This is a genomic window from Pseudomonas cichorii, from assembly GCF_015471405.1.
Classification (GTDB): Bacteria; Pseudomonadota; Gammaproteobacteria; order Pseudomonadales; family Pseudomonadaceae; genus Aquipseudomonas; species Aquipseudomonas serbiensis.
Map to the genome: position 1 here is coordinate 114,963 of NZ_BLVZ01000008.1, position 25,112 is coordinate 140,074.

At 58.6% G+C, this 25,112-nt stretch carries 29 protein-coding genes; 14 read left to right on the forward strand and 15 right to left on the reverse strand.

Annotation, left to right across the window (positions count from 1 at the left end):
• The first annotated feature begins 7 nt into the window (after positions 1-7).
• From metW to JL015_RS14165, 5 genes are read left to right on the forward strand one after another with little or no spacing between them, the layout of a single operon-like run.
• Entirely contained in the window at positions 8-628 is a 621-nt protein-coding gene (gene metW / locus JL015_RS14145) for a methionine biosynthesis protein MetW (protein ID WP_201003871.1), read from the forward strand.
• 26 nt (positions 629-654) lie between these two features.
• Positions 655-1,089 carry a DUF4426 domain-containing protein gene (locus tag JL015_RS14150; RefSeq protein ID WP_201018879.1) on the forward strand — a complete coding sequence of 145 codons (435 nt, stop codon included), beginning with the start codon at positions 655-657 and terminating at the stop codon, positions 1,087-1,089.
• A complete protein-coding gene (gene rdgB / locus JL015_RS14155) occupies positions 1,086-1,682 on the forward strand; it encodes an RdgB/HAM1 family non-canonical purine NTP pyrophosphatase (RefSeq protein ID WP_201003874.1) in 597 nt (198 codons plus the stop codon). The genes JL015_RS14150 and rdgB overlap by 4 nt, the downstream gene beginning before the upstream one ends.
• Positions 1,679-2,893 (forward strand): radical SAM family heme chaperone HemW, encoded by a 1,215-nt coding sequence (gene hemW, locus JL015_RS14160; RefSeq protein ID WP_236124167.1) that lies wholly within the window; start codon positions 1,679-1,681, stop codon positions 2,891-2,893. Before rdgB ends, hemW begins: the two co-directional genes overlap by 4 nt.
• 9 nt (positions 2,894-2,902) lie before the next feature.
• A complete protein-coding gene (locus JL015_RS14165; RefSeq protein WP_025262281.1) occupies positions 2,903-3,226 on the forward strand; it encodes a DUF3392 domain-containing protein in 324 nt (107 codons plus the stop codon).
• A 32-nt stretch (positions 3,227-3,258) separates the two neighbouring features.
• Here JL015_RS14165 and trmB read toward each other — a convergent pair whose 3' ends face one another.
• The 4 genes from trmB to JL015_RS14185 all read right to left on the reverse strand — a co-directional run bounded on the left by trmB (position 3,259) and on the right by JL015_RS14185 (position 5,529).
• Positions 3,259-3,906, reverse strand: a complete 648-nt coding sequence (trmB, locus tag JL015_RS14170) for a tRNA (guanosine(46)-N7)-methyltransferase TrmB (protein ID WP_236124183.1) — start codon at positions 3,904-3,906, stop codon at positions 3,259-3,261.
• 97 nt (positions 3,907-4,003) lie between these two features.
• The gene (locus JL015_RS14175) at positions 4,004-4,798 is read right to left on the reverse strand and encodes a thiazole synthase (protein ID WP_025262283.1); all 795 of its coding nucleotides are present in this window, start codon (positions 4,796-4,798) and stop codon (positions 4,004-4,006) included.
• A gap of 47 nt (positions 4,799-4,845) precedes the next feature.
• Entirely contained in the window at positions 4,846-5,046 is a 201-nt protein-coding gene (gene thiS, locus JL015_RS14180) for a sulfur carrier protein ThiS (protein ID WP_117166447.1), read from the reverse strand.
• A gap of 99 nt (positions 5,047-5,145) precedes the next feature.
• Complete coding sequence (locus JL015_RS14185) at positions 5,146-5,529, reverse strand: DUF423 domain-containing protein (RefSeq protein ID WP_201018880.1); 384 nt, start codon at positions 5,527-5,529, stop codon at positions 5,146-5,148.
• A gap of 81 nt (positions 5,530-5,610) precedes the next feature.
• On the opposite strand from JL015_RS14185, the gene mtgA reads away from it, so the two are divergent.
• Positions 5,611-6,321 (forward strand): monofunctional biosynthetic peptidoglycan transglycosylase, encoded by a 711-nt coding sequence (gene mtgA, locus JL015_RS14190; RefSeq protein WP_201003884.1) that lies wholly within the window; start codon positions 5,611-5,613, stop codon positions 6,319-6,321.
• A 105-nt stretch (positions 6,322-6,426) separates the two neighbouring features.
• Here the strand turns inward: mtgA and rpoH are convergent, their stop codons facing one another.
• From rpoH to ftsY, 4 genes are all read right to left on the reverse strand, one after another.
• A complete protein-coding gene (rpoH, locus tag JL015_RS14195) occupies positions 6,427-7,281 on the reverse strand; it encodes an RNA polymerase sigma factor RpoH (RefSeq protein WP_025262287.1) in 855 nt (284 codons plus the stop codon).
• A gap of 112 nt (positions 7,282-7,393) precedes the next feature.
• Positions 7,394-8,419 carry a permease-like cell division protein FtsX gene (ftsX, locus tag JL015_RS14200; protein WP_201003886.1) on the reverse strand — a complete coding sequence of 342 codons (1,026 nt, stop codon included), beginning with the start codon at positions 8,417-8,419 and terminating at the stop codon, positions 7,394-7,396.
• Positions 8,416-9,087 carry a cell division ATP-binding protein FtsE gene (ftsE, locus tag JL015_RS14205; RefSeq protein WP_201003888.1) on the reverse strand — a complete coding sequence of 224 codons (672 nt, stop codon included), beginning with the start codon at positions 9,085-9,087 and terminating at the stop codon, positions 8,416-8,418. Before ftsE ends, ftsX begins: the two co-directional genes overlap by 4 nt.
• Positions 9,084-10,541: a signal recognition particle-docking protein FtsY gene (gene ftsY / locus JL015_RS14210; protein ID WP_201018881.1), complete on the reverse strand. Its 1,458-nt coding sequence runs from the start codon at positions 10,539-10,541 to the stop codon at positions 9,084-9,086. The genes ftsE and ftsY overlap by 4 nt, the downstream gene beginning before the upstream one ends.
• Before the next feature lie 255 nt (positions 10,542-10,796).
• Here ftsY and JL015_RS14215 point away from each other — a divergent pair, with 255 nt between their 5' ends.
• From JL015_RS14215 to rsmD, 3 genes are read left to right on the forward strand one after another with little or no spacing between them, the layout of a single operon-like run.
• On the forward strand, positions 10,797-12,149 hold the full coding sequence (locus tag JL015_RS14215) for a M16 family metallopeptidase (protein ID WP_201003891.1): 1,353 nt from the start codon (positions 10,797-10,799) through the stop codon (positions 12,147-12,149).
• Positions 12,146-13,639: a M16 family metallopeptidase gene (locus JL015_RS14220; protein WP_201018882.1), complete on the forward strand. Its 1,494-nt coding sequence runs from the start codon at positions 12,146-12,148 to the stop codon at positions 13,637-13,639. The genes JL015_RS14215 and JL015_RS14220 overlap by 4 nt, the downstream gene beginning before the upstream one ends.
• On the forward strand, positions 13,639-14,223 hold the full coding sequence (gene rsmD, locus JL015_RS14225; protein ID WP_201018883.1) for a 16S rRNA (guanine(966)-N(2))-methyltransferase RsmD: 585 nt from the start codon (positions 13,639-13,641) through the stop codon (positions 14,221-14,223). Before JL015_RS14220 ends, rsmD begins: the two co-directional genes overlap by 1 nt.
• A 111-nt stretch (positions 14,224-14,334) precedes the next feature.
• Here rsmD and JL015_RS14230 read toward each other — a convergent pair whose 3' ends face one another.
• Both JL015_RS14230 and JL015_RS14235 read right to left on the reverse strand, forming a co-directional pair.
• Positions 14,335-14,946: a hypothetical protein gene (locus JL015_RS14230; RefSeq protein ID WP_201018884.1), complete on the reverse strand. Its 612-nt coding sequence runs from the start codon at positions 14,944-14,946 to the stop codon at positions 14,335-14,337.
• Positions 14,915-15,967, reverse strand: a complete 1,053-nt coding sequence (locus tag JL015_RS14235) for an AAA family ATPase (RefSeq protein ID WP_201018885.1) — start codon at positions 15,965-15,967, stop codon at positions 14,915-14,917. The genes JL015_RS14230 and JL015_RS14235 overlap by 32 nt, the downstream gene beginning before the upstream one ends.
• 272 nt (positions 15,968-16,239) lie before the next feature.
• Between JL015_RS14235 and JL015_RS14240 the strand changes: the two genes are divergently transcribed.
• A complete protein-coding gene (locus JL015_RS14240) occupies positions 16,240-17,286 on the forward strand; it encodes a hydrolase (protein WP_201018886.1) in 1,047 nt (348 codons plus the stop codon).
• Positions 17,287-17,341: 55 nt separating this feature from the next.
• Here JL015_RS14240 and JL015_RS14245 read toward each other — a convergent pair whose 3' ends face one another.
• Together JL015_RS14245 and JL015_RS14250 are read right to left on the reverse strand one after the other, a co-directional pair.
• Positions 17,342-18,196, reverse strand: a complete 855-nt coding sequence (locus JL015_RS14245) for a sulfurtransferase (protein ID WP_201018887.1) — start codon at positions 18,194-18,196, stop codon at positions 17,342-17,344.
• A gap of 50 nt (positions 18,197-18,246) precedes the next feature.
• Positions 18,247-18,918: a TetR/AcrR family transcriptional regulator gene (locus JL015_RS14250; RefSeq protein WP_201018888.1), complete on the reverse strand. Its 672-nt coding sequence runs from the start codon at positions 18,916-18,918 to the stop codon at positions 18,247-18,249.
• A 166-nt stretch (positions 18,919-19,084) separates the two neighbouring features.
• Between JL015_RS14250 and JL015_RS14255 the strand changes: the two genes are divergently transcribed.
• The 3 genes from JL015_RS14255 (at position 19,085) to JL015_RS14265 (ending at position 21,476) form a co-directional block, all read left to right on the forward strand.
• Positions 19,085-20,494: a coniferyl aldehyde dehydrogenase gene (locus JL015_RS14255; protein ID WP_201018889.1), complete on the forward strand. Its 1,410-nt coding sequence runs from the start codon at positions 19,085-19,087 to the stop codon at positions 20,492-20,494.
• Between the two features lie 159 nt (positions 20,495-20,653).
• Entirely contained in the window at positions 20,654-21,136 is a 483-nt protein-coding gene (gene coaD / locus JL015_RS14260; RefSeq protein ID WP_025258126.1) for a pantetheine-phosphate adenylyltransferase, read from the forward strand.
• A gap of 88 nt (positions 21,137-21,224) precedes the next feature.
• Entirely contained in the window at positions 21,225-21,476 is a 252-nt protein-coding gene (locus JL015_RS14265) for a YfhL family 4Fe-4S dicluster ferredoxin (RefSeq protein ID WP_025258125.1), read from the forward strand.
• A 32-nt stretch (positions 21,477-21,508) separates the two neighbouring features.
• Here the strand turns inward: JL015_RS14265 and JL015_RS14270 are convergent, their stop codons facing one another.
• The 3 genes from JL015_RS14270 to JL015_RS14280 form a co-directional block, all read right to left on the reverse strand.
• A complete protein-coding gene (locus JL015_RS14270) occupies positions 21,509-21,847 on the reverse strand; it encodes a multidrug transporter (RefSeq protein ID WP_201018890.1) in 339 nt (112 codons plus the stop codon).
• A gap of 105 nt (positions 21,848-21,952) precedes the next feature.
• Complete coding sequence (mutM, locus tag JL015_RS14275) at positions 21,953-22,765, reverse strand: bifunctional DNA-formamidopyrimidine glycosylase/DNA-(apurinic or apyrimidinic site) lyase (RefSeq protein WP_201018891.1); 813 nt, start codon at positions 22,763-22,765, stop codon at positions 21,953-21,955.
• Positions 22,766-22,810: 45 nt separating this feature from the next.
• Positions 22,811-23,677, reverse strand: a complete 867-nt coding sequence (locus JL015_RS14280; RefSeq protein WP_201018892.1) for an HDOD domain-containing protein — start codon at positions 23,675-23,677, stop codon at positions 22,811-22,813.
• Positions 23,678-23,867: 190 nt separating this feature from the next.
• Between JL015_RS14280 and JL015_RS14285 the strand changes: the two genes are divergently transcribed.
• The gene (locus JL015_RS14285; RefSeq protein ID WP_201003911.1) at positions 23,868-25,064 is read left to right on the forward strand and encodes a class I SAM-dependent rRNA methyltransferase; all 1,197 of its coding nucleotides are present in this window, start codon (positions 23,868-23,870) and stop codon (positions 25,062-25,064) included.
• Positions 25,065-25,112: the final 48 nt, after the last annotated feature.

The following is a 25,112-nucleotide window of genomic DNA, read 5'->3' on the forward strand; positions in this document are numbered from 1 at the left end:
GGACGCCATGAGAGCCGACCTTGAGATCATCCAGGAATGGATCCCCGCAGGCAGCCGCGTGCTCGACCTGGGTTGTGGCGATGGCGAGTTGCTGACCTGGCTTCGCGACAACAAGCAAGTCACCGGCTACGGCCTTGAAAACGACCCGGACAATATTGCCGAGTGCGTGGCCAAGGGCATCAACGTGATCGAACAGGACCTGGACAAGGGCCTGGGCAACTTTGCCAGCAACAGCTTCGATATCGTGGTCATGACCCAGGCCCTGCAAGCCGTGCATTACCCGGACAGAATCCTCGACGAAATGCTGCGTGTCGGTCGCCAGTGCATCATTACGTTCCCGAACTTCGGTCACTGGCGCTGCCGCTGGTATCTGGCGAGCAAGGGCCGCATGCCGGTGTCCGAGTTCCTGCCTTATACCTGGTACAACACGCCGAACATTCACTTCTGCACCTTTGAAGACTTTGAAGAGCTGTGCCGCGAACGCGAGGCACAAGTGATCGACAGGCTTGCCGTCGATCAACAGCATCGTCACGGGTGGGCCAGCAAGCTATGGCCTAATCTGTTGGGTGAAATCGGCATTTACCGGGTCAGTAGCCCCGGCCTGCTCGACCATCAGATCGCTGTCTGATTCATGGAATGTGAAGGAGAACGAACATGAGCCGCCTGGCTATTTTCCTGCTGACTGCCTGTCTGGGCCTGCCTGCACTGGCAGCCGATGCCATCAAGGGTGAGCGACAGGAAAAGTTTGGCGACATCACCGTTCACTACTCCACCTTCAACTCGACCTTCCTGCAGCCGGAGATCGCCAAAGGCACCGAGCTGATCCGCAGCAAGAATCAGGGCGTGATCAATATCTCCGTGCTGAAGGATGGCAAACCGCAGGCGGCACAGGTCAGCGGCACGATCAAGGACCTGACCAGCGCTTCGATCCCCTTGAGTTTCAAGCAGATCACCGAGCGCGGCGCGGTCTACTACATTGCGCAATACCCTGTGCCACAGCAGGAAAACCGAACCTTCGACATCCACGTTAAAACTGGCAGCGATACCAATAGCTTCAGTTTCAACCAAGAGCTTTTCCCGGGCCAATGATGAACCTCACGCAACTTGTATTGGCCAGCCACAACGGCGGCAAACTCAAAGAACTCCAGGCCATGCTGGGCGACAGCGTGCAGTTGCGCTCCGTAGGCGAGTTCAGCCACATCGAGCCGGAAGAAACCGGCCTGTCCTTCGTCGAGAATGCGATCCTCAAGGCCCGCAACGCCTCGCGCCTTTCCGGCCTGCCGGCACTGGCCGACGACTCGGGGCTGGCAGTGGATTTTCTCGGCGGAGCGCCAGGCATCTATTCGGCACGCTACGCCGACGGCAAGGGTGACGCGGCCAATAACGCCAAGCTGCTGGATGTGTTGAAAGACGTGCCCGACGAGCAACGCGGCGCACAGTTCGTTTGCGTACTGGCACTGGTTCGCCATGCCGACGACCCGCTGCCGATTCTCTGCGAAGGCCTGTGGCACGGGCGCATCCTGCATGCGGCCAGCGGCGAACATGGCTTCGGTTACGATCCACTGTTCTGGGTGCCTGAACGCAACTGCTCCAGCGCCGAACTCAGCCCGACCGAGAAAAACCAGCTCAGCCATCGCGCCCGCGCCATGGCCATACTGCGTCAACGCCTGGGTCTGAAATGATCCACGATCCACCTGCGCAGCCCCTGTTTCTGGGTGAGGCTGGCTTTTCGTCCGAAAGCCCAAGGGCTGCCCTGCCGCAACTGCCACCGTTGTCGCTGTACATCCATATCCCGTGGTGCGTGCGCAAATGCCCGTACTGCGACTTCAACTCTCACACTGCCAGCCCGGTGTTGCCGGAGCAGGAATATGTCGATGCGCTGCTGGCAGACCTGGATCAGGACCTGCCTCACGTCCATGGCCGTGAACTGCGCTCGATCTTCTTCGGCGGCGGTACGCCGAGCCTGTTCAGCGCCGAAGCCTTGGGCCGGCTGCTGGCCGGTGTCGAGCAGCGCATCCGCTTTGCCAGCGATATCGAAATAACTCTGGAAGCCAATCCAGGCACCTTCGAGCAAGTCAAGTTCAGCGCCTATCGCGGGCTGGGCATCAACAGGCTGTCCATCGGCATCCAGAGTTTCCAGGAAGCAAAGCTCAAGGCTCTGGGACGGATTCACAACGGTGACGAAGCGATTCGTGCTGCCGACATGGCGCGTATGGCCGGTTTCGACAACTTCAACCTGGACCTGATGCACGGCCTGCCGGACCAGTCTCAGGACGAAGCCCTGAACGACCTGCGTCAGGCCATCGCACTGGCACCGACACATCTGTCCTGGTATCAGTTGACGCTGGAGCCCAACACCGTTTTCTGGAACCAGCCGCCAGTCCTGCCAGAAGACGACATCCTCTGGGATATTCAGGAAACCGGTCAGCAACTGCTGGCTGACAGCGGCTATGCGCAGTACGAAGTCTCTGCCTATGCCCAGCCTGGCAAGGCAGCGCGACATAACCTCAATTACTGGAGTTTCGGGGACTTCATCGGTATCGGTGCAGGCGCCCATGGCAAACTCAGCCATCCGGACGGTCGCATTGTCCGCACCTGGAAAACACGCCTGCCCAAGGATTATCTCAATCCGAAAAAGCCGTTCCAGGCCGGTTCCAAGCTGTTGAGCGTCGAGGAATTGCCTTTTGAGTTCCTGATGAATGCACTGCGCCTCACAAATGGTGTGGACGCTGCATTATTTCGCGAAAGAACAGGTCTAAGCGTCGATTCACTGGCCAGCGCCCGCCGACAAGCCGAACAACGCGGCCTGCTGCAAGCCGACCCGACACGTCTGGTCGCAACCCCGCAAGGCCAGCTTTTTCTCAATGACTTGCTGCAATACTTTCTGACCTAAGGACCCTGCATGGATCTCATACTCGATCTGCTCGCCACCGTCTCGCGATGGAGTCGCAACAATCTGTCAGAAATTGCACTGGCACTTGTGGGCTGTTTGTTGGTGCTGTTCGGTTCGGACTTCAAGGTATGGATCGAGCAACGTATCAGCAGCATGACAGGCGCATTGCGCATCCCGCTTCTGGCGCTGCTGTGTACCATCGGCAGCGGCCTGGCGCTGATCTATGCAACACCCTGGGTCGTGCGTGGCCTGAGCCAGTTCAACAATTACAGTCTGGCGCCGGTCTTGTTGGTGGTGCTGGTGTTGATCGGTGTGATTGCGGATCGTAAATAGCTTTTCTTCGCGAATGAATTCGCTAACCGGTTTTAAGCCAGCTTCTCGAACTTCAGATCCCACACACCATGCCCCAGGCGCTCACCACGGCGCTCGAACTTGGTGATCGGACGCTCGGCCGGGCGCGGGACATACTGGTTGTCTTCTGCCTGATTGCGATAACCAGGTGCAGCACTCATCACTTCCAGCATGTATTCAGCGTACGGGCCCCAGTCGGTAGCCATGTGGAACACGCCACCGACCTTCAGCTTGCTGCGCACCAGTGCCGCAAACTCGGGCTGCACGATGCGGCGCTTGTGGTGACGGCTCTTGTGCCATGGGTCCGGAAAAAACAGCATCAGGCGGTCGAGGCTGTTATCGGCGATGCACCGGTTCAGCACTTCGATCGCGTCGCAATCGTAGACCCGCACGTTGGTCAGGCCTTGAGTCAGCGCGCCATTGAGCAACGCACCCACACCCGGCGAATGCACTTCGACACCAATGAAGTCGTGCTCAGGCGCAGCCGCCGCCATTTCCAGCAACGAGTGGCCCATGCCGAAGCCGATCTCCAGAGTACGCGGCGCTGAACGGCCAAACACCTGATCGAAATCCACAGGGGCGTCAGTCAGCTGCAAGCCGAACTTCGGCAAGCCCTGGTCCAGACCGCGCTGCTGGCCTTCGGTCATGCGACCGGCACGCATCACGAAGCTCTTGATGCGGCGGTGATGGCGCTCTTCGCCTTCTTCGGTAGCAGGCGACTCTGGGTGTGGAACGTGCGAATCAATCATCAACGGGCTCTTACTTGATCAGGCCATCCAGCGGCGAAGATGCGCTGGCATAGAGTTTTCTTGGCATACGCCCGGCGAGGTACGCCAGACGACCGGCAATTACAGCGTGCTTCATGGCCTCGGCCATCATGACCGGCTGCTGAGCATGGGCGATGGCCGAGTTCATCAGCACGGCTTCGCAACCCAGCTCCATGGCGATGGTTGCGTCGGAAGCAGTACCGACACCGGCATCCACCAGAACCGGAACCTTTGTTTCTTCCAGGATGATCTGCAGGTTGTACGGGTTGCAGATCCCCAGGCCACTCCCGATCAGACCCGCCAGCGGCATGATCGCGATACAGCCGATCTCCGCCAGTTGACGGGCGATGATCGGATCGTCGCTGGTGTAGACCATCACGTCGAAACCGTCCTTGACCAGCACTTCGGCAGCCTTGAGGGTCTCGATCACGTTAGGAAACAGGGTTTTCTGGTCAGCCAGCACTTCCAGCTTCACCAGATTGCGCCCGTCGAGCAGCTCGCGGGCCAGACGGCAGGTACGCACAGCTTCGACGGCATCGAAGCAACCGGCCGTGTTAGGCAGAATGGTGTAGCGATCCGGCGGCAGAACGTCCAGCAGGTTCGGCTCGCCCGGGTTCTGACCCAGGTTCGTGCGCCGCACGGCTACCGTGACGATTTCTGCACCCGAGGCTTCGATAGCCAGGCGGGTCTGTTCCATATCCGCGTACTTGCCGGTGCCTACCAGCAGACGCGACTCAAAGGTCCGACCGGCCAGGATGAATGGCTTGTCGCTGCGAACATTGCTCATCGGAAATCCTCTTTAACTAGCACAAGGGGGTCATTGCTGTGCCGGGGCTAGCCGCCGCCGATGGCATGGACCACTTCGACCTGATCGCCTTCGCGCAGGACTGTGGATTCATGCTGGCTGCGGGGCACGATATCCAGGTTCAGCTCGACGGCTACCCGGCGTCCGGCAAGATCCAGACGAGCCAACAAAGCCGCGACGGTTTCACCATCGGGCAATTCAAAGGATTCACCGTTCAACTGAATGTGCATGCGAGACAGCAGCCATCATTTTAGGGGCCAGCATTCTAGCCCGATCAGCCGGTATGACCAAGGCAAAGCCGCGCCATTCGTCTCAAGCGCGGCTCGCGATCACTGGGATACGCCACCCAGACGCCAGGCCGCAACGCCCAGGGTCAGCCAACCGATCAGAAAGGCCAGCCCGCCGAATGGCGTCACGATCCCCAGCTTGCTGATGCCGCTGAGGGTCAGCACATACAGGCTGCCGGAGAACAGCACGATGCCAATGGCGAAGGAGAAACCGGCCCAGGTGACCAGCCGACCGGGAATCTGTGCCGCGAGCACAGCCACGCCGAGCAAAGCCAGTGCATGAACCAACTGGTAAAGCACGCCGGTATGGAAAATCGCCAGATATTCGGGGCTCAACCGACCTTTCAGGCCGTGGGCAGCGAATGCGCCAAGGGCCACGCCGGTAAAGCCGAAAAAGGCAGCAAGCATCAAAAAGCTACGAAGCATCAAGGATCTCCAGTCAAAAATCGTCCAATGGCGCACGGTCTGTATAATGGCCCGCTCAACGGGTTCGGCCAAGCCATCTCTATGCTGCGTTTTCTCTTGCATCGTGTCGCCAAAACCCTGCTGTGGTTTGCAGCAGGCAGTTTCATTCTGGTTCTTGTCCTGCGCTGGGTCCCGCCACCGGGCACGGCGTTGATGGTCGAGCGCAAGATTGAATCATGGATTGATGGCGAGCCCATTGACCTGCAGCGCACCTGGCAGCCGTGGAACAGGATTTCCGACAGTTTGAAAGTTGCGGTCATTGCAGGCGAGGACCAGAAATTCGCCGAGCACTGGGGTTTTGATATCAGCGCCATTCAGGCTGCGATCCTGCACAACGAGCGCGGGGGTTCGATACGCGGGGCCAGTACGCTGAGCCAGCAAGTCTCGAAAAACCTGTTTCTGTGGTCGGGCCGCAGCTATCTGCGCAAAGGGCTTGAAGCCTGGTTCACGGCCCTGATCGAGTTGCTGTGGTCAAAGGAGCGCATTCTTGAGGTGTACCTCAACAGCGTCGAGTGGGATGAAGGTGTATTCGGCGCACAAGCCGCAGCGCAGCATCACTTCGGCATCAACGCCAGCGCCCTGTCGACGCAGCAGGCCAGCTACCTCGCCGCCGTACTGCCCAACCCGCGCCAATGGAGCGCCAGCCATCCCAGCAGCTATGTCTCACGCCGTGCGGGCTGGATTCGTCAGCAGATGCGTCAACTGGGTGGGGACAGTTATCTGGCGGGGTTGAACAGTAGTCGCAAGCTGTAATTACCTGCCTTCGCGAATGAACTCGCTCCTATGAAGTTTGTAGGAGCGAATTCATTCGCGACACAGATACAAAAACGCCCTGAGGTTATCAGGGCGTTTTGCGTATTACGCAGCTATCGATGTCTTCAGCTTGTTCATCGCGCTCTTTTCGAGCTGGCGAATACGTTCGGCGGAGACGTTGTACTTCTGCGCCAGGTCGTGCAGCGTGGCTTTCTCTTCTGCCAGCCAGCGCTGGTAGAGGATGTCGCGACTACGCTCGTCCAGTACGTCCAGGGCCTGATGCAGATTGGCCGTGGAGTTGTCGCTCCAGTCGGAATCTTCCAACTGACGCGCAGGATCGTAACGGTGGTCTTCCAGGTAGTTGGCTGGCGACTGGAATGCGCTGTCGTCGTCAGCTTCCGACGCCGGATCGAACGCCATGTCCTGGCCGGTCAGACGGCTTTCCATCTCGCGAACTTCACGTGGTTCAACGCCAAGGCTTTCAGCCACACGATGTACTTCATCGTTGTTCAGCCACGCCAGACGCTTTTTCTGGCTGCGCAGGTTGAAAAACAGTTTGCGCTGGGCCTTGGTCGTGGCGACCTTGACGATACGCCAGTTGCGCAGGATGAATTCGTGGATTTCCGCCTTGATCCAGTGAACGGCGAACGACACCAGACGCACACCCATTTCCGGGTTGAAGCGCTTTACAGCCTTCATCAGGCCGACGTTACCTTCCTGGATCAGGTCGGACTGGGCCAGACCGTATCCCGAATAACTGCGTGCGATATGCACGACAAAACGCAGGTGGGCGAGGACCATCTGACGAGCCGCATCCAGATCCTGTTCATAGTAGAGACTCTCAGCCAGTTCACGCTCCTGCTCAGGCGTCAGCAAGGGAATGCTGTTCACCGTGTGCACGTAAGCCTCCAGGTTCGCACCCGGGACTAAGGCATATGCAGGTTGCAAAGAAGTGGTCATACGGGAAAAACCTCCAACTCATGACTCGTGCAGTTCAGCACTGCGAAATTGACCGGGAACCGCTAGACAAGTTCCCTGCGCTGAAAAGTCAATTGGTTAAACAAAATTCACTTTAACGTGGCGCCAGCTCTCGCAAATGGCGGGCGACCGCAATCCAAGCACCGATATACCCTAACAAGACCGCTCCAAGCAAGAGCGACAGACCATCGGCCAACGGAACACCCGCCAGCGCGAAGTCGCTGCCGTACAGGCCTGCCAGCCCGACGACCGAGTCATTCAGCCAGTCCAGACCGAACGCCAGCACGCCCCAGGACAGGAAACCCGCCCCAAAACCATACAGCGCGCCCATATAAAGGAAAGGCCTGCGCACATAGCTGTCTGTACCGCCGACCAGTTTGATGACTTCGATCTCGGTACGACGGTTTTCGATGTGCAGACGGATGGTGTTACCGATCACCAGCAGCAAAGCGGAAACCAGCAAGACCGTCAAGCCGAAGACAAAACGGTCACCCAGCTTGAGAATCGCCGCCAGACGTTCCACCCAGACCAGATCGAGCTGGGCCTGTTCCACTTTAGGCAGGCCGGCCAGTCGGGAGCGCAGGGCTTCAAGTGCAGGCTTGTCGACCTCCGTTGGAGTGACAAGCACTACGCCCGGCAACGGGTTCTGCGGCAACTCCTTGAGCGCCTCGCCCAGGCCGGACTGTTGCTGGAACTCGCCCAGCGCCTGCTCGCTGCTTATGTACTCGGCATCGGCAACGCCTGGCATGGACTTGATTTCGTCACGCAAACGGGCGCCATCCGCCGCATTGGCGTTCAGATGCATATAGATCGATATCTGCGCCGCACGCTGCCACGACCCACCCAGACGCTCGACATTGCTCAATAGCAATGACAGGCCCATGGGCAGACTCAATGCAATGGCCATCACCAGACAGGTGAAGAAACTGCCGATTGGCTGCTTGCCCAGACGGCGCAGGCTGTCGAGCAGGCTGGAGCGATGGCTTTCCAGCCAGGCGGCCAGCAAAGTGCTGAAGTCCGGGCCATCATCATCGTGATCCTGGCGTTTATTCTGCTTCGGCGGGGAAGGATCGGCGGCCTTGGGCGCGACACGATCCGATACCTTGCGAGTGGCACTCATGCTCCGGCCTCCCCGTCACCGATCAGACGACCGCGTTGCAGGGTCAGCATGCGATGGCGCATACGCGCGATCAGTGCCAGGTCGTGACTGGCGATCAGCACGCTGGTCCCCAACCGGTTGATGTCTTCAAACACGCCCATGATTTCTGCGGCCAATCGAGGGTCGAGGTTACCGGTCGGTTCATCGGCCAGCAGCAAGGCCGGGCGATGGACGATGGCACGTGCAATACCGACACGCTGCTGTTGGCCTGTGGACAAGTCGCCAGGGTACAGATCCGCCTTGTCGGACAAGGCCACACGCTCCAGTGCCGAATCCACACGCTTGGCGATATCGACCTTGGACAGACCGAGAATCTGCAAGGGCAGCGCGATGTTGTTGAAAACGGTGCGGTCGAACAGCAACTGATGGTTCTGGAACACCACACCGATCTGACGCCGTAAAAACGGAATCTGGGCGTTGCTGATCTGTCCCAGATCCTGACCCGCCAGCATCAATTTGCCAGTTGTCGGGCGTTCCATGGCCAGCAACAGGCGCAGCAAGGTGCTTTTACCGGCACCGGAGTGGCCGGTAACGAACAGGAACTCACCGCGACGTACTCGAAAGCTCAGTTCATGCAATCCGACATGTCCATTCGGATAACGCTTACCGACCTGCTCGAAACGAATCATGTACGCTCCCGCTCCGCAAACAGAGCCTGAACAAAGGGTTCGGCTTCAAAGGTACGCAGATCGTCGATACCTTCACCCACGCCGATATAACGGATCGGCAAGCCAAACTGCTTGGCCAGAGCGAAGATCACACCGCCTTTTGCCGTGCCATCGAGTTTAGTGAGTGCCAGGCCGGTCAGGGAGACCGTCTGGTTGAATTGTTTGGCCTGATTGATGGCGTTCTGACCGGTGCCGGCATCGAGTACCAGCAGGACTTCGTGCGGTGCGTCGGCATCCAGCTTGCCGATCACACGACGAACCTTTTTCAGTTCTTCCATCAGGTTGTCTTTGGTGTGCAGACGGCCCGCAGTGTCAGCGATCAGCACATCGATGCCACGGGCCTTGGCGGCCTGTACGGCATCGAAGATCACCGAGGCCGAGTCGGCGCCCGTATGCTGGGCGATGACCGGAATATGGTTACGCTCGCCCCAGACCTGTAATTGCTCGACGGCGGCAGCGCGGAAGGTATCACCCGCCGCCAGCATGACTTTCTTGCCTTCGAGTTGCAGCTTCTTGGCCAGCTTGCCGATGGTCGTGGTCTTGCCCGCGCCGTTGACGCCTACCACCAGAATCACGAACGGCTTGTGCTCGGCCTTGATAACCAGCGGCTGCTCGACAGGCTTGAGCATCGCAGCCAGTTCGCCTTGCAGCGAGGTGTAAAGCGCCTGAGCATCGGTCAACTGCTTGCGCGCAACCTTTTGGGTCAGGCTCTGGATAATCACCGATGTCGCTTCGACACCCACGTCGGCCGTCAGCAAACGGGTTTCGATTTCTTCAAGCAAGTCATCGTCGATTGCCTTTTTACCCAGGAACAGGCTGGCCATGCCCTCGCCAATGCTGGCGCTGGTTTTCGACAAGCCCTGCTTGAGGCGGGCGAAGAAACCGACCTTGGGTGCTTCGGCCTGTGGCTCGGCAGGTGCAGCTTCAACAACAGGCTCGGCAACCTCGGCAACTGGCTGCTCCACTACAGGCGCGGCAACTGGCGGTATAACCGGGACAGGCTCAGGCACCACGGCTGGCGCAACTTCCAGCACCGGCGCGGGCTCGATCACAGGCTCGGGAGCCGCATGCACGGGTTCCGGAATCGGCGGCGTGACATGAGCCTCACGCTCATCGGTCAAGGCCACCGGCTCTTCAGCCACAGGCAAGGTCAGCCAGGGCTGCGGAGCAGGCTCACCTGGTTGCACAGGAGCATGAGCTTCTGGCGCGTGGGCTTCGAGGGAGGGCTCAGGAACTGGCGGCGCGAGTTGTGGCTCGACAGGCAGCGGCGCTTCGGCAACCGGCTCGGGCTGGGCTGTGGATAACTCTTGCGCCGGTTCTGCGGCTTCCTGCGGTTTTTTACGCAGCCATCCGAACAGGCCTTTCTTTTCTCCAGCCGCGGCTGGGGTCTTCTTGTCGTCGTTGGAACCAAACATGGAGGACGGCTATCTCAAGGTAGCGAAACGCCATAGGGCGTTTCGGAAAATTCTGACATGTACCAAGACTGCTTTTAGGGCTGCTTGTTCATTAGGCCGTTCTTTAATGGCCTGGTGTTTAACCGCGATTTGAACAGGTTTCACTCGCACTTGGCTAATGAAGGCTGTTTCTGTCGCAAACGGATCAGTATCCTAACACCCCCGCGCCCGCCGACGCTAAGTTCAAGCGGGCAGTCCTACAGGTTCAAATTACGAATGAATGCTCTAGCCCGCCGCGCCGCTGGCCTGCTGCTCAGCACGATTTGTCTGCCCCTGACAGCATTGGCCGCCGATCCACAGCCTACTCATGAATTCATGCTGGACAATGGCTTGAAAGTCATCGTCCGCGAAGACCACCGCGCACCGGTCGTGGTATCCCAGATCTGGTACAAGGTCGGCTCCAGCTACGAGACACCGGGCCAGACAGGTCTGTCCCACGCCCTTGAGCACATGATGTTCAAAGGCAGCAGCAAGACAGGTCCCGGTGAGTCTTCATTGATCCTGCGCGATCTGGGAGCCGAAGAAAACGCCTTCACCAGCGACGACTACACCGCTTATTACCAGCTTCTGGCCCGCGACCGCCTGAGCGTGGCCCTGGAGCTGGAAGCCGATCGCATGGCGACCCTGAAGCTGCCGGCCGACGAGTTCAGCCGCGAAATCGAAGTCATCAAGGAGGAGCGCCGCCTGCGCACCGATGACAAGCCCATGAGCAAGGTCTTCGAGCGCTTCAAGGCCATGGCCTACCCGGCCAGCGGCTATCACACGCCGACCATCGGCTGGATGAAAGACCTGAACCGCATGCAGATCGAGGATCTGCGCCACTGGTATCAATCCTGGTATACCCCGAACAACGCCACTCTGGTGGTGGTAGGCGATGTGAAGCCAGAAGAAGTCAAAGCCCTGGCCGAGCGCTTTTTCGGCCCGATCCCGCGCCGCGACGTGCCGCCTGCGAAAAAACCGCTGGAACTGGCCGAGCCTGGCGAGCGTCGCATCAGCATGCACGTCAAGACTCAGCAGCCGAGCCTGATTTTCGGCTTCAACGTGCCGAGCCTGAGCACTGCTGAGGACCAGCGTTCGATCAATGCCCTGCGCCTGATCTCCGCGCTGCTCGACGGCGGCTATAGCGCCCGCATCCCGACTCGTCTGGAACGCGGCGAAGAACTGGTTTCCAGCGCATCCTCCATGTACAACGCCTTCGTGCGCGGCGACAGCCTGTTCATGATCAGCGCGACACCCAACGTGCAGAAGAAAAAAACCCTGGCCGATGTCGAGGCTGGTATCTGGCGTCTGCTCAATGACCTGAAAACCAAGGCGCCTTCGGCAGAAGAGCTGGAGCGCGTACGTGCACAGGTCATTGCCGGTGTGGTCTACGAGCGCGATTCGATCACCAGCCAGGCCACCACCATCGGCCAACTGGAAACCGTCGGTTTGTCCTGGAAGCTGATCGACGAAGAACTGGCTGCTCTGCAAAGCGTGACCCCGGAAGACATTCAGAAAGCCGCCAACACCTACTTCACCCGTGAACGCCTCAGCGTTGCACACGCTCTGCCTGAGGAGAAAGCCAAATGATCAAGCGCAACACTCCCCGCAACGCCCTGCTGGGCCTGGCACTGAGCGCTTCGCTCGGCGCGTTCGTTGCCCAACCGGCTCTGGCAGACAATGCCGCAGGCAACGATGCTGCGCAGGCCACCCCGCAACTGGGCAGCCAACTGCAGACCCTCAAGGAACTGGACGGCAAGACCCCGGCCCGCCGCACGCTGAATATCCAGACCTGGAACACCGCCGAAGGCGCCAAGGTGCTGTTCGTCGAGTCCCGCGAGCTGCCGATGTTCGACCTGCGCCTGATCTTCGCCGCAGGCAGCAGTCAGGATCAGGCGTCACCCGGCATCGCGCTGCTGACCAACGCCATGCTCAATGAAGGCGTCAAGGGCAAGGATGTCAGCGCCATCGCTCAAGGCTTTGAAGGCCTGGGTGCCGACTTCGGCAACGGCTCCTACCGCGACATGGCCGTGGCCTCGTTGCGCAGCCTCAGCGCAACGGACAAGCGCGAGCCTGCCCTGAAGCTGTTTGGCGAAGTCGTGGGCAAACCCACCTTCCCTGCCGACTCGCTGGCCCGAATCAAGAACCAGCTGCTGTCCAGCTTCGAGCAGAAGAAACAGAACCCTGGCGCCATTGCCGGTCAGGAACTGTTCAAGAAGCTGTACGGCGACCATCCTTATGGGCACCCAAGCGACGGCAATGCCAAAAGCATCAACGCCATCACCCTCGCGCAACTCAAGGCTTTTCACGCCAAAGGTTATGCGGCTGGCAACACGGTGATCGCACTGGTCGGCGACCTGTCACGTGACGAGGCGCAAACCATCGCCGCACAAGTCTCGGCCTCGCTGCCCAAAGGCCCGGCACTGGCGAAGATCGCCAAGGCTGTCGACCCCAAGCCCGGCAGCACGCACATCGAATTCCCGTCCAACCAGACACACCTGATGCTGGCGCAGATCGGTATTGATCGTAACGACCCGGACTACGCGGCACTGAGCATCGGCAACTCGATCCTGGGCGGTGGCGGTTTCGGCAGTCGCTTGATGACTGAAGTCCGCGAAAAGCGCGGCCTGACCTACGGCGTGTCGTCCGGGTTCTCCCCGATGCAGGCGCTGGGGCCTTTCACGATCGGCCTGCAAACCCGCGCCGACATGAACGAAAACACCCTGAAACTGGTGCAGGACATCGTGCGTGATTTCCTCGCCAACGGCCCGACCCAGAAAGAACTCGACGACGTCAAACGCGAACTGACCGGCAGCTTCCCGCTGACGGCCGCCAACAACTCCGCGATTGTCGGCCAGTTGGGCTCCATCGGTTTCTATGACCTGCCGCTGACCTTCCTTGAGGACTACATGACTCAGGCCCAGAGCGTGACGGTCGAGCAGGTCAAGACCGCCATGAACAAACACCTGAGCGCCGACAAGATGGTGATCGTCACGGTCGGTCCGACCGTGCCACAGAAGCCACTGCCGCCTCCCACCGACAAACCCGTTCAACGACCTACAGGGGTTCCGGAGCACTAATGGCCAATCCACGTCCGAAGACCCATAACGGTCTGGGCCAACTTCGTATCATCGGGGGAGAATGGGGCAGCCGCCGCCTGACCTTCCCCGACGCCCCCGGCTTGCGCCCGACACCCGATCGCGTGCGTGAAACCCTGTTCAACTGGCTCGCGTCTTATATTGCAGGCGCCAAGGTGCTGGATGTCTTCACTGGCAGCGGCGCACTGTATTTCGAGGCCCTGTCGCGTGGCGCCAGCATGGGCCTGGCACTGGACAGCAACGCTGCTGCAATCGCCAGCCTGCGCCAGAACCTGAACCTGCTGAACTGCACGACAGGCCAGATCGCCCAGGCCGACGCCCTGCGCCACCTGGAAACAGCTACCGCAACGCAGTTCGACGTAGTCTTCCTCGACCCGCCATTCCACCAGGGTCTGCTGGCCTCGGCCTGCACCCTGCTGGAATCCCGTGGCTGGCTGGCAGGCAACGCCTGGATCTACACCGAAAGCGAAAACGCCCCCTCCACCACCGGCCTGCCGGGCAACTGGAGACTGCATCGCGAGAAAAAGGCCGGACAGGTTTATTACGCGCTTTGGCAGCGGGGGTAGGCCCCCGCTCGCGAATGAATTCGCTCCTACGCGGCTGAAGTCCCTGCCGCAAAAACCATTTCACAGGCTTTCCATGGAAGCCTGTGAAATCAGCAGGGCAAAAAATCAGGTTTATGGTGCTCGCGTTATTGCCGGATCCAGCCCTGGAACCCTACAGGTTTCATTCACTACAAACCCCGTCAGCCCATAGGGTTTCAAAGCCATATCGAGTTTTAACTTTAATCGAGCCGCCAAACGCCCATATTCCCGTGGCTCCCAAGTAAGCAGCAAGACCACAACCAGCGGCGGATTTCCTTTTATCGGCGCGACATAAGCACGCAACTCCTGATCACCTTCACGCTGAGCAATCACAACAGACGCCAAAGTGTCCCTGAACTTTTGCATCACTTCATCAATGATAAAAAGCTTTTGGCGCTGTACTTTGACGTCGCCAGCAAAAGACTGCCCGGCCAGCCACTCCTTGGTGCTTGTGACTCCCGAGGGGTCTGCACCTGACATTCTAGGAATATTGGCAGGCTCATAACCCAAGCAATCCTTGATCTCGATCCACCAATGCCTTTCGTCCTTGATGGCCAGAATATCCATCCCTTTGAGCTGCCTTTTCATCCGATCGCAGTACCACTGAGACTCATCGAACTTGATAACCTGCCACTCGTCATCGAATGAAAACGTCAACATCCCTTCAACAACATCAACCATTGGCAATATCCAGCTCTCGATCATACTGAGCGAGCTCTTCATCAAGCATGACCAGCCTCGATAACTCATTCAAAGCAACGGTTTGCTCTACGGCAACGCCTTCCCCCCCTTTCTCTCGTATCAGCCCCCAATACCGAAGCGGAAAAGGATTTTTACGCGCGAGAAGATCAAGCTCCTTCAGAAGGAAGAAGCTGTGGGTAGCGATAAATACCTGAACCCCATGGCTGGATAGAGCATGTATGACATTGGCCACTAGCCTGATCAAACGAGGATTAAGATTTGCCTCAGGCTCATCCCAGAACAGATAGCCCTTGTCGAGTAAAGACCCAGTGGCAATCAGGCGAGCAAGCATTGCAAGCTTCCTTAATCCTTCGGCCACCAGAGGCATCTCCATGGTTCCACTGCCCGGCACGCTCAGGTAAAAGCGCCCATTGGTGTCCAGAACTACCTTACCCCCAAGAGCATCCTCAATAGTCTCCAGAACACGGGCTGCCCATTTCCCTCTGGGACCTTTCAGCGTAGGCGAGCCAAGGTGCAGACATGTGTCACGCCATGTCTCCTCAAACTCAAGATAATGTCCCTCATATACAGAAACAAAACCTGGAAAAATCGTCAGCAATTCACGTGTTGGCAGGTAGAGAGGGCTTTGTCTGTCCCAGCTCACTGGTAGCCGTTCTATCTGCACATCCGTTTTGGCGCTGGTAGCGAAACTGATGGAAGTGTTCAGCGCCTCATCATCAAAAGTCAGTGACACTTCACACCTATCACGACCTTGCTTGCGACGTGCCAGCCTGCCAACCGATTCAGGCCTGAATACGCCGGTCAATTTTTCCGCATAGGCTTTTTGCAGATAGGTCTTGGTGGGTTCAGGCGAATGGGTTTTCTTTGAAGCATCGGAGCTGGTAGCGATCAGCGCATAGGCCACTTTCAACAGATGAGTCTTGCCCATGCCGTTCTCACCGACAATCACGTTGAGGCCAGGGCTGCAAATGAGGTTCAGTTCTCGGAAAACCGTGAGATTTTTAACGCTCAGAGTCTTGAGCATCAGAGGTTTCCTTATGCATCGAATTCAAAGAACGAACAGTATCTTCTGACTGCGCCTGTGTGTAGCACTCAATGCTCCACGAAGCATATATTGGCAGTTAATCGCCCCAAAAATCACGCCTCACAGGAATCAGGGCCCATTCCTACACGGCTCACACATTGACCAGATCCAACGCCATGTCTCCAGGACTTCACATGAGCCCATGTCCACTCAGCCAAAAACCCCTTACATCTCGCATCACTTAATGGCAACTTACGGATCTGCATTCATTGATGAGCAAGACCGTGTCAGCCAGCCCTATTCACAGTTCCTTCGCGAATCATTTCGTCCCGGCTTCAGGTCTGGGTAATCCGCACCTGCAAACATTGTGGGGGCCGTTATGGCGCAGGCGGACATTGCTTGCTCGTACGCGGGAGCGCATGTGGCTGGAGGATGGGGATTTTCTCGATATGGACTGGCATGGTCCGCATGAAGCTGATGCGCCATTGGTGCTGGTCCTGCACGGGCTGACCGGGTCCTCGAATTCGCCTTATGTGGCAGGTTTGCAAAAGGCGCTGGCCGCACAGGGCTGGGCCAGTGTGGCGTTGAACTGGCGTGGCTGTTCCGGCGAACCGAATCTGTTGTCGCGCAGCTACCATTCTGGCGCCAGCGAGGACCTGGCTGAAGTCATTGCCCACCTACGGGCCTTGCGCCCGCTGGCTCCGCTGTATGCCGTGGGTTATTCGCTGGGTGGCAACGTTCTGCTCAAATATCTGGGCGAATCAGGTTCAGAGAGCGGGTTACTGGGTGCGGTGGCGGTCTCGGTGCCCTTTCGGCTGGATGAATGCGCCAACCGTATCGGTCAGGGGTTTTCCAAGGTCTATCAACGGCATTTCATGCGTGAAATGCTGGCCTACATCCGGGACAAGCAACGACGCTTCCAGCATGAGGGGATGAGCGAAGGGCTGGCAGAACTGGCTGCTCTGGGCTCGCTGGAAAACATGCGCACGTTCTGGGATTTCGATGGCCGGGTCACAGCGCCTCTGCATGGTTTCGCCAATGCAGAGGACTATTATCGCAAGGCGTCGAGCCGGTATTTTCTGGGGCAGATTCGCACACCGACGCTGATTATCCAGGCGGCCGACGACCCGTTCGTATTTATCCACAGCCTGCCGGAGCCCGATGAGCTTTCAGCGTGCACGGAGTTCGAGTTACAGGCCAGGGGCGGCCATGTGGGTTTTGTCGATGGTTCGCTGAAAAATCCCGGTTACTACCTGGAGCGGCGCATTCCGCTCTGGTTGGGGATGGCCTATGAACGGGACAAGGCCGTTCGCGGATGAATCCACTCCAGCAGACTGGCCTGCGCAGGGTTCGAGCGGATTCATTCGCGAAATCTCAAGCGCCGGTCGCGACCTCGCGAGCAGGATCGGTGATCCACTCACTCCAGGACCCGGCATACAAAGTGCCCAGTGGATAACCCGCCAGGCACAAGGCGAACAGGTTATGGCAGGCCGTCACACCCGAACCGCAATAGGCAACCAGGTCCGTCGCAGAGCGGCCCTGTAGCGCCTCGGCAAAACGCTGCTTGAGTTGATCGGCTGGCAGGAAGCGCCCGTCCGGCCCCAGGTTTTCATTGAAGGCGACGCATTGCGCACCCGGAATATGGCCCGCAACCGGGTCGATGGGTTCGACTTCGCCACGAAAGCGGGCTTCGGCGCGAGCATCGATCAACGTCATTTCCTGGCGTCCGAGACGGCCCTGCAAGCGGCTGGCGCTGAGCAGCAGCGACATATCGGGCTCACCCGTGAACGTACCCGGTTTGTTGCCCGGCGAATCAAGGCTCAGCGGCAGACCCGCCGCATGCCAGGCCTTCAAACCGCCATCGAGCAGATAAACACCATCGCGCTTGCCCAACCACGCCAGCAGCCACCAGGCACGAGCGGCAAAAGCTCCGGGACCGTCGTCATACAGCACGATTTCACTGTCCGGGTTGATGCCCCATGCCTGGAAACGCTGCAACAAGGCTTGAGGGTCGGGCAAGGGGTGACGCCCTGTCTTGCCCTTGGTGACCGGGCCACTGAGATCACGCTCCAGATCCGCAAAAGACGCCCGGTCGATATGGCCTTGAGCGTAACTGCGTTGCCCATGATCGGGATCTTCAAGGGCAAAACGGCAATCGAGGATCACCAGCCCGGGCTCTCGTTGGCGGGCAGCCAATTGCTGAGGGCTGATCAGTTGCGCGATGGACATGACTCACTCCTGTAGGCAGAAAACCGAATATGGATTGCTGATGATTGCTCTCAGCCGCTTTCCCCAAGCACCTTGGGCAGGGGCGTGTAGAAAGCCTCACACAAGACACTGAACTCGTCGCGGGCCTTGGCGCTGATATAGCCGGACTCCAGCATAAGCACCTGATAGACGCCACGTCGAATGGCATCTTCATTCAAGTGCGTGGAATTTTCCCGCGAGGTACACAGAAAACGTACCCAGGATGTCAGGATGATCCAGGTATTGAGGGTCAGCGACTCGACCTGCACCTTGTCCATATTCAGGACACCGGCCTCGACGAAAGCACTGTAAATCGCCATGGCCTGAGCCAGGCAACGCTGGGAAAAACGCCGATAGCGGGTCGCCATTTCAGGGTCGCAAGCCAGCAGGTGCTCAAGGTCGCGATGCAGAAAACGGTAACGCCACATACCGTCGAGTATCGCCAGCAGGTAATCACGCTTGTCCTGGACTGTTGGCTCGCGCCCCTTGGGAGGAAACAGAAAGCTATCCACCAGCGCTTCGTACTCGCTGAACAGCGAGGCGATGATCGCCTGCTTGTTGGGGAAGTGGTAATAGAGATTGCCCGGCGAAATTTCCATGTGCGCGGCAATGTGATTGGTACTTACGCTACGCTCACCCTGCTGATTGAACAGCTCCAGACTGACCTGCACGATACGTTCACGGGTTTTGATACGTGGAGCCATACTCAGCTCGATCCCTCGGGTATGTTGGTATCGAATGTTAGCGCAAGCGGTCGGCATAGATGCAGTGATGTGCATGAAACCTTGAAGACAGAGGGACACGAGCCATTTGACTTTATAGAGCAACAGCTCTAAAACACTCAAAAAATCCCAGCAAGGAACGCATCACATGCCTGACGCCCCGCATTCTTCCAGCGAACTGGAGAACACGTTCGCTCTGCAGCGTCAGGCGTTCGCAGCCAACCCGATGCCCTCGGCAGCGCAACGCTCCCAGTGGCTCAAAAGCCTGGGAGAACTGCTCAGCGACCATCGTCAGGCACTGATCGACGCTATCAGCAGTGATTTCAGTCATCGCAGCGCCGACGAAACCCTGCTGGCCGAGCTGCTGCCAAGCCTGCTGGGGATTCGGGATGCGCGTAAACAGCTCAAACGCTGGATGAAACCTTCACGCCGTCGCGTCGGCCTGGCCTTTCAGCCGGCCTCGGCCAGAGTGGTTTATCAGCCTTTGGGGGTGATCGGGGTTATCGTGCCCTGGAATTATCCGCTGTTCCTGGCCATAGGCCCGTTGATTGGTGCTCTGGCCGCTGGCAATCGGGTGATGCTCAAGCTCAGCGAGTCCACACCTGCGACGGGCGAACTGCTCAAGCGCCTGTTCGCCCGAGTCTTCCCGGAAGACCTGATTGCGGTGGTGCTGGGCGAAGCCGAGGTCGGCATGGCGTTCTCCCGCCTGCCGTTCGATCACCTGTTATTCACCGGCGCGACCAGCATCGGCAAGCATGTCATGCGCGCTGCTGCCGAGAACCTCACACCCGTCACTCTGGAGCTGGGCGGCAAGTCGCCCGCAATTGTGTCCCATGACGTCCCGCTCAAGGATGCCGCCGAGCGTATTGCATTCGGCAAGACCCTCAATGCCGGGCAAACCTGTATCGCGCCGGATTACGTGCTGGTACCGCAGGATCGTGTGCAAGGGTTTGTCGACGCCTACAGGCAAGCGGTTCAGGGTTTTTACCCGACACTGGCTGACAACCCGGATTACACGGCGATCATCAATCAGCGACAACTGGCGCGGCTGAATCACTACCTGGACGACGCCGCGGGCAAGGGCGCGCAGGTCATTGCCCTATACGATCAGGGCCAGGCCCAGCGTATGCCGTTCAGCCTTTTGCTCAACGTCAGCGATGACATGCTGGTCATGCAGGATGAGATCTTCGGGCCGCTGCTGCCCATCGTGCCCTACAAGCATATTGATGAAGCCTTCGCCTACATCAATCAACGCCCTCGCCCACTGGCGCTCTATTACTTCGGCTACAACAGGACCGAGCAGCAACGAGTGCTGGAACAGACCCACTCCGGTGGCGTATGCCTGAACGATACGCTGATGCATGCGGCTCAGGATGACTTGCCATTCGGAGGCATAGGCCCTTCAGGCATGGGGCATTACCACGGGCGGGAAGGTTTTCTGACCTTCAGCCAGGCCAAAGGCGTGTTCATCAAGCAACGTTTCAATGCCGCGCGTTTAATTTACCCGCCGTACGGTAAAGCTATTCAAAGACTGGTCTATAAAGTGTTCCTGCGCTGAATATGGCCATGCATCCGGGCACAGAGATGCCATCAGCCTGATAAAAAATCGCCGATAATCGGCACAATAAGACCATTGCCTGCTACACCTCGACTTGGCCCACCGGGGCGGCTGCGATAACATCCGAGTCCCCAACCGGACTCCGACCAGGACGACGCGATGAACCGAGTGTTGTACCCAGGAACCTTCGACCCTATAACCAAGGGCCACGGCGATCTGGTCGAACGCGCCTCGCGCCTGTTCGACCAAGTGGTCATTGCCGTTGCTGCCAGCCCGAAGAAAAACCCGCTGTTCCCTCTGGAACAACGTGTAGAGCTGGCACGAGAGGTCACCAAACACCTGCCCAACGTCGAAGTCGTAGGCTTTTCGACCTTGCTTGCCCAATTCGCCAAGGAGCAGAACGCCAATGTCTTTCTGCGCGGCCTGCGGGCGGTTTCGGATTTCGAGTATGAATTCCAGCTGGCCAACATGAACCGACAACTGGCACCGGACGTCGAGAGCCTGTTTCTCACTCCGTCGGAACGTTATTCGTTCATTTCATCGACGCTGGTCCGTGAAATCGCGGCACTTGGCGGCGATATCAACAAGTTCGTACACCCGGCCGTGGCCCAGGCACTGACCGATCGCTTCAAACGCTCGTAACGCCGAGGTGCATCGAAAGCGCTAATGCGGCACAATTCGCCGCATTGGTTTTCATACGCCCCGGTACGACCCGCGGCTGGAGTGCTTCATGTCCCTTATCATCACTGACGATTGCATCAACTGCGACGTCTGCGAACCCGAATGCCCGAACGAGGCTATTTCGCAGGGAGAGGAGATCTACGTGATCAACCCGAACCTGTGTACAGAATGCGTCGGTCATTACGATGAGCCGCAATGCCAACAGGTCTGCCCGGTGGATTGCATCCCGCTGGACGAAAATCGCGTCGAAAGCAAAGACGAGCTGATGACCAAATACCGCCTCATCACCGGCAAGGCATAGCCTTTATCCGCCGGTGAACGAAGCGCTCTGCATCACTCCCGCTTGCCATAACCATCGCCGGTGCAACCCAGGCACCTGACGAATGCGGCCTTGCCCGGATCGACCACCAGCGCCTTGCCGGTTGCGCCCAGGTTGCCGCCAGCGGCAGCAAAAGGTGCAGCGATCACGAACAGACCAGTACCGATGATGGTCGCGGCAATCAGCAATGGGCGGGCGATGATCAGGTCACCGATCATGGCGAAAGCGGGTGGGGTCTGGATCTCGTAGGCCGGATCACCACTGCCCGGAGGCAGATCGGCAGCCACGGCAGGTAAAGCCTGTAACCCGATCAACAGGGTCAGAGTGGCGGCGATAATACGAAACGGGCGCATGGCTTGGTCCTTCAGGTGTCGCAGATTGGAGTGCTGATAACTATAAACAGCACTGGGGCTTAAGCAAGCGGCGCAGTATTTCAAGTATTGCACCGGACTACCCGATCAAGTCTGGCACTTGGGACAATAAACGCTCGCCCGCTGGCCCAGCTTGATCTCACGCAAGGTCGTGCCACACACCTTGCACGGCTGCTCACCACGCCCGTAGACAAAAAGCTCCTGCTGGAAATAGCCCGGCTTGCCGTCACCACCGATGAAATCGCGCAAGGTCGTACCGCCTCGCTCGATGGCATGGGCCAGGATGCGTTTGATCTCGATGGCCAGCTTCAGATAACGCGCGCGGGAAATACCCTTGGCCTCGCGGCGCGGATCGATACCGGCGGCGAAGAGCGCTTCGGTCGCGTAGATATTGCCCACCCCGACCACCACCGCGTTATCCATGATGAAAGGCTTCACGGCTATCGACTTGCCTCGGGAACGCTCATAAAGACGCTCACCATCGAACAGATCCGTCAGCGGCTCCGGCCCCAGACGGATCAGAAGTTCATGAGTGTGGGGCTCCAGGCTCCAGAGCATTGCGCCAAAGCGACGCGGATCGGTGTAGCGCAACGCCAGCCCTGACTCCAGCTCGATATCCACATGCTCATGCTTGAGCGCCGGCAACCCGGCTTCGACCAGCCGCAGATTGCCAGACATGCCCAGATGACTGATAAGCGTCCCGGCTTCAGCCTGGATCAAGAGATATTTGGCTCGCCGCCCGACCTCCACGATCCGCTGCCCGGAAAGGCGTACATCGAGGTCTTCGGGAATGGGCCAGCGCAAACGTCGATCCCGCACGATCACGCGGCTGACGCGCTGCCCTTCAAGGTGAGGGGCAATGCCTCGGCGCGTGGTTTCGACTTCAGGTAATTCAGGCATGGATAACTCGGTGGGGCAAAAGAGAAAAGCAGACGGCGGGCGTGATCAATTCGCGCCCAGCTCACGGATGCTTTCCTTGAGGTATTCAAAGTCGTATTCGGACAAGCCGACATAATCCAGCACAAGATGGCCAATGCTGTTCCACTCGTGGTCTTCGTCCTGATTGCCCAGCACCCGGCAGGACTCACAGATATGCTCGGCCATTTTCAAGGGCGCCAGAAGATTCTTGAGCGCGGCATTGCGGCTCGTATCATCCTCGAAGATTGCCAGGGCATTGTGGTGATTGGCGATGGCATTGCAGACATGTTCCGGCAAACGCCAGGACTTTGCAGTGAAATAGCCGACAACGGCATGGTTGGTGTCGAACCTGCTGTTTTCGGTGTCCACAACCCGGCAATCGGGACCGGCCTTGGCGTAGGACTCTTCCAGCACCGGCATGTAATCCGGGAAACGCTTGAGCATCAGCGGAATCCCGCAATCATGGAACAAGCCCAGCGCGTAGGATTCATCCACCGTTTGCGAGCCGATTCGCTTGGCCAACGTCAGACTGGTGATTGCAACGTCCTGGGCGCTGTCCCAGAAGCGGTTGAGCGTCACGATGGTTTCGTCGCTCATCTCGCCCTTGATCGACTGCGCGTTGATCAGGTTGATGACGGTGCGGCTGCCCAGCAGATTCACAGCCTTCTGGATAGAAGCGATCTTGTTGGACAAGCCGTAATGCGGAGAGTTGACGATCTTGAGCAGCGCGCCGGACAGTCCCGGATCCTGGGAAATCAACCGCGCAATCACCGCCAGATCAGGATCAGGCATGTACTGCTCCATTTGCAGATCCACCATGATCTGGGGCTGCGGAGGTACGCTGATACCCTGAAGGGCTTGCTGGATCTGCTCGGGGGTCAACTCTTCGGACATAGGTGCTTACTCAAGGCCATATAAAGATTTTGCCCGCTTAATGAGAATCGGTCCACCAACACTTGGGCACAAGGCTATGACTTTAGCCAACTTTCATGATTCACATCGATTGATCCGGTTAATTGACGGGATGATCCTCCGGCAGCCCAATCACAGGCTATAATCCCGCTCTTTTTTCCGGAGCGACGTCATGTCCCTGCCTAGCTTGCGCCTCAAAGCCAACGCCGACCGTCGCCTGCGCGCCGGTCACCTGTGGGTCTACAGCAATGAAATCGATGTAGCCGCCACCCCACTGAACGGTTTTGCGGCAGGTGATCAGGCGCTGCTCGAAGCCGCTGGCGGCAAGCCATTGGGCATCGTCGCCATGAGCCCGAACAACCTGATTTGCGCACGCCTGCTGTCGCGCGACATCAAGCTGCCGCTGGACAAGTCGCTGCTGGTACATCGCCTGAACGTTGCACTGTCATTACGTGACCGCCTGTTCGACAAGCCGTTCTATCGCCTGGTTTACGGGGACTCGGACTTGCTGCCGGGCCTGGTCGTCGACCGTTTCGGTGACATTCTGGTGGTGCAACTGGCTTCCGCCACCATGGAAAACCACAAGGAAGACGTGCTGGCCGCCCTGATCCAGGTGCTCAAGCCAAGCGGTATCCTGTTCAAGAACGACTCGGCTGCACGCGATGCGGAAGGCCTGACCCGCTACGTCGAAACCGCATTCGGTGTCGTGCCTGAATGGGTTGCGCTGGAAGAAAACGGCGTGAAGTTCGAAGCTCCGGTGCTCAACGGCCAGAAGACCGGCTGGTTCTATGACCACCGCATGAACCGCGCACGCCTGGCACCTTACGTCAAAGGCAAGCGCGTACTCGACCTGTACAGCTACATCGGCGGCTGGGGTATTCAGGCAGGTGCCTTTGGCGCCAGCGAAGTCACCTGCGTCGACGCCTCGGGCTTTGCCCTTGACGGCGTGGAGCGCAACGCAGCACTGAACGGCTTCGCCGAAAAGGTCACCTGTATCGAAGGCGACGTGTTTGAAGCACTGAAAGAGCTGAAAGCCGGCGAAGAACGCTTCGACGTGATCGTGGCCGACCCGCCCGCTTTCATCAAACGCAAGAAAGACCTGAAAAACGGCGAAGGCGCCTACCGTCGCCTGAACGAACAGGCCATGCGCCTGCTCAGCAAGGACGGCATCCTGGTCAGCGCCTCGTGCTCGATGCACCTGCCGGAGGACGATCTGCAAAACATCCTCCTGACCAGCGCCCGCCACCTGGACCGCAACATCCAGTTGCTGGAACGCGGCGCCCAGGGCCCGGACCATCCGGTACACCCGGCAATCGCCGAAACCCGCTACATCAAGAGCATTACCTGCCGGTTGTTGCCTAATAGCTGACCTTCGACCCTGTCGCGGGCAAGCGCACTCCTACAGTAGGAGCGCGCT

Bases quoted from the DNA above. Each gene is read 5' to 3' on its own strand.
- JL015_RS14280 (WP_201018892.1), bottom strand. From the start codon at position 23,677: ATGTCCGAAGAGTTGACCCCCGAGCAGATCCAGCAAGCCCTTCAGGGT.
- JL015_RS14245 (WP_201018887.1), bottom strand. From the start codon at position 18,196: ATGTCCATCGCGCAACTGATCAGCCCTCAGCAATTGGCTGCCCGCCAA.
- hemW (WP_236124167.1), top strand. From the start codon at position 1,679: ATGATCCACGATCCACCTGCGCAGCCCCTGTTTCTGGGTGAGGCTGGC.
- JL015_RS14235 (WP_201018885.1), bottom strand. From the start codon at position 15,967: ATGCTCAAGACTCTGAGCGTTAAAAATCTCACGGTTTTCCGAGAACTG.
- JL015_RS14240 (WP_201018886.1), top strand. From the start codon at position 16,240: ATGAGCAAGACCGTGTCAGCCAGCCCTATTCACAGTTCCTTCGCGAAT.
- metW (WP_201003871.1), top strand. From the start codon at position 8: ATGAGAGCCGACCTTGAGATCATCCAGGAATGGATCCCCGCAGGCAGC.
- mtgA (WP_201003884.1), top strand. From the start codon at position 5,611: ATGCTGCGTTTTCTCTTGCATCGTGTCGCCAAAACCCTGCTGTGGTTT.
- trmB (WP_236124183.1), bottom strand. From the start codon at position 3,906: ATGCGTGCCGGTCGCATGACCGAAGGCCAGCAGCGCGGTCTGGACCAG.
- rdgB (WP_201003874.1), top strand. From the start codon at position 1,086: ATGATGAACCTCACGCAACTTGTATTGGCCAGCCACAACGGCGGCAAA.
- JL015_RS14165 (WP_025262281.1), top strand. From the start codon at position 2,903: ATGGATCTCATACTCGATCTGCTCGCCACCGTCTCGCGATGGAGTCGC.
- JL015_RS14215 (WP_201003891.1), top strand. From the start codon at position 10,797: ATGAATGCTCTAGCCCGCCGCGCCGCTGGCCTGCTGCTCAGCACGATT.
- JL015_RS14175 (WP_025262283.1), bottom strand. From the start codon at position 4,798: ATGAGCAATGTTCGCAGCGACAAGCCATTCATCCTGGCCGGTCGGACC.
- JL015_RS14285 (WP_201003911.1), top strand. From the start codon at position 23,868: ATGTCCCTGCCTAGCTTGCGCCTCAAAGCCAACGCCGACCGTCGCCTG.
- thiS (WP_117166447.1), bottom strand. From the start codon at position 5,046: ATGCACATTCAGTTGAACGGTGAATCCTTTGAATTGCCCGATGGTGAA.
- ftsY (WP_201018881.1), bottom strand. From the start codon at position 10,541: ATGTTTGGTTCCAACGACGACAAGAAGACCCCAGCCGCGGCTGGAGAA.
- rpoH (WP_025262287.1), bottom strand. From the start codon at position 7,281: ATGACCACTTCTTTGCAACCTGCATATGCCTTAGTCCCGGGTGCGAAC.
- JL015_RS14150 (WP_201018879.1), top strand. From the start codon at position 655: ATGAGCCGCCTGGCTATTTTCCTGCTGACTGCCTGTCTGGGCCTGCCT.
- mutM (WP_201018891.1), bottom strand. From the start codon at position 22,765: ATGCCTGAATTACCTGAAGTCGAAACCACGCGCCGAGGCATTGCCCCT.
- JL015_RS14270 (WP_201018890.1), bottom strand. From the start codon at position 21,847: ATGCGCCCGTTTCGTATTATCGCCGCCACTCTGACCCTGTTGATCGGG.
- rsmD (WP_201018883.1), top strand. From the start codon at position 13,639: ATGGCCAATCCACGTCCGAAGACCCATAACGGTCTGGGCCAACTTCGT.
- coaD (WP_025258126.1), top strand. From the start codon at position 20,654: ATGAACCGAGTGTTGTACCCAGGAACCTTCGACCCTATAACCAAGGGC.
- JL015_RS14230 (WP_201018884.1), bottom strand. From the start codon at position 14,946: ATGATCGAGAGCTGGATATTGCCAATGGTTGATGTTGTTGAAGGGATG.
- ftsE (WP_201003888.1), bottom strand. From the start codon at position 9,087: ATGATTCGTTTCGAGCAGGTCGGTAAGCGTTATCCGAATGGACATGTC.
- JL015_RS14250 (WP_201018888.1), bottom strand. From the start codon at position 18,918: ATGGCTCCACGTATCAAAACCCGTGAACGTATCGTGCAGGTCAGTCTG.
- ftsX (WP_201003886.1), bottom strand. From the start codon at position 8,419: ATGAGTGCCACTCGCAAGGTATCGGATCGTGTCGCGCCCAAGGCCGCC.
- JL015_RS14255 (WP_201018889.1), top strand. From the start codon at position 19,085: ATGCCTGACGCCCCGCATTCTTCCAGCGAACTGGAGAACACGTTCGCT.
- JL015_RS14185 (WP_201018880.1), bottom strand. From the start codon at position 5,529: ATGCTTCGTAGCTTTTTGATGCTTGCTGCCTTTTTCGGCTTTACCGGC.
- JL015_RS14220 (WP_201018882.1), top strand. From the start codon at position 12,146: ATGATCAAGCGCAACACTCCCCGCAACGCCCTGCTGGGCCTGGCACTG.
- JL015_RS14265 (WP_025258125.1), top strand. From the start codon at position 21,225: ATGTCCCTTATCATCACTGACGATTGCATCAACTGCGACGTCTGCGAA.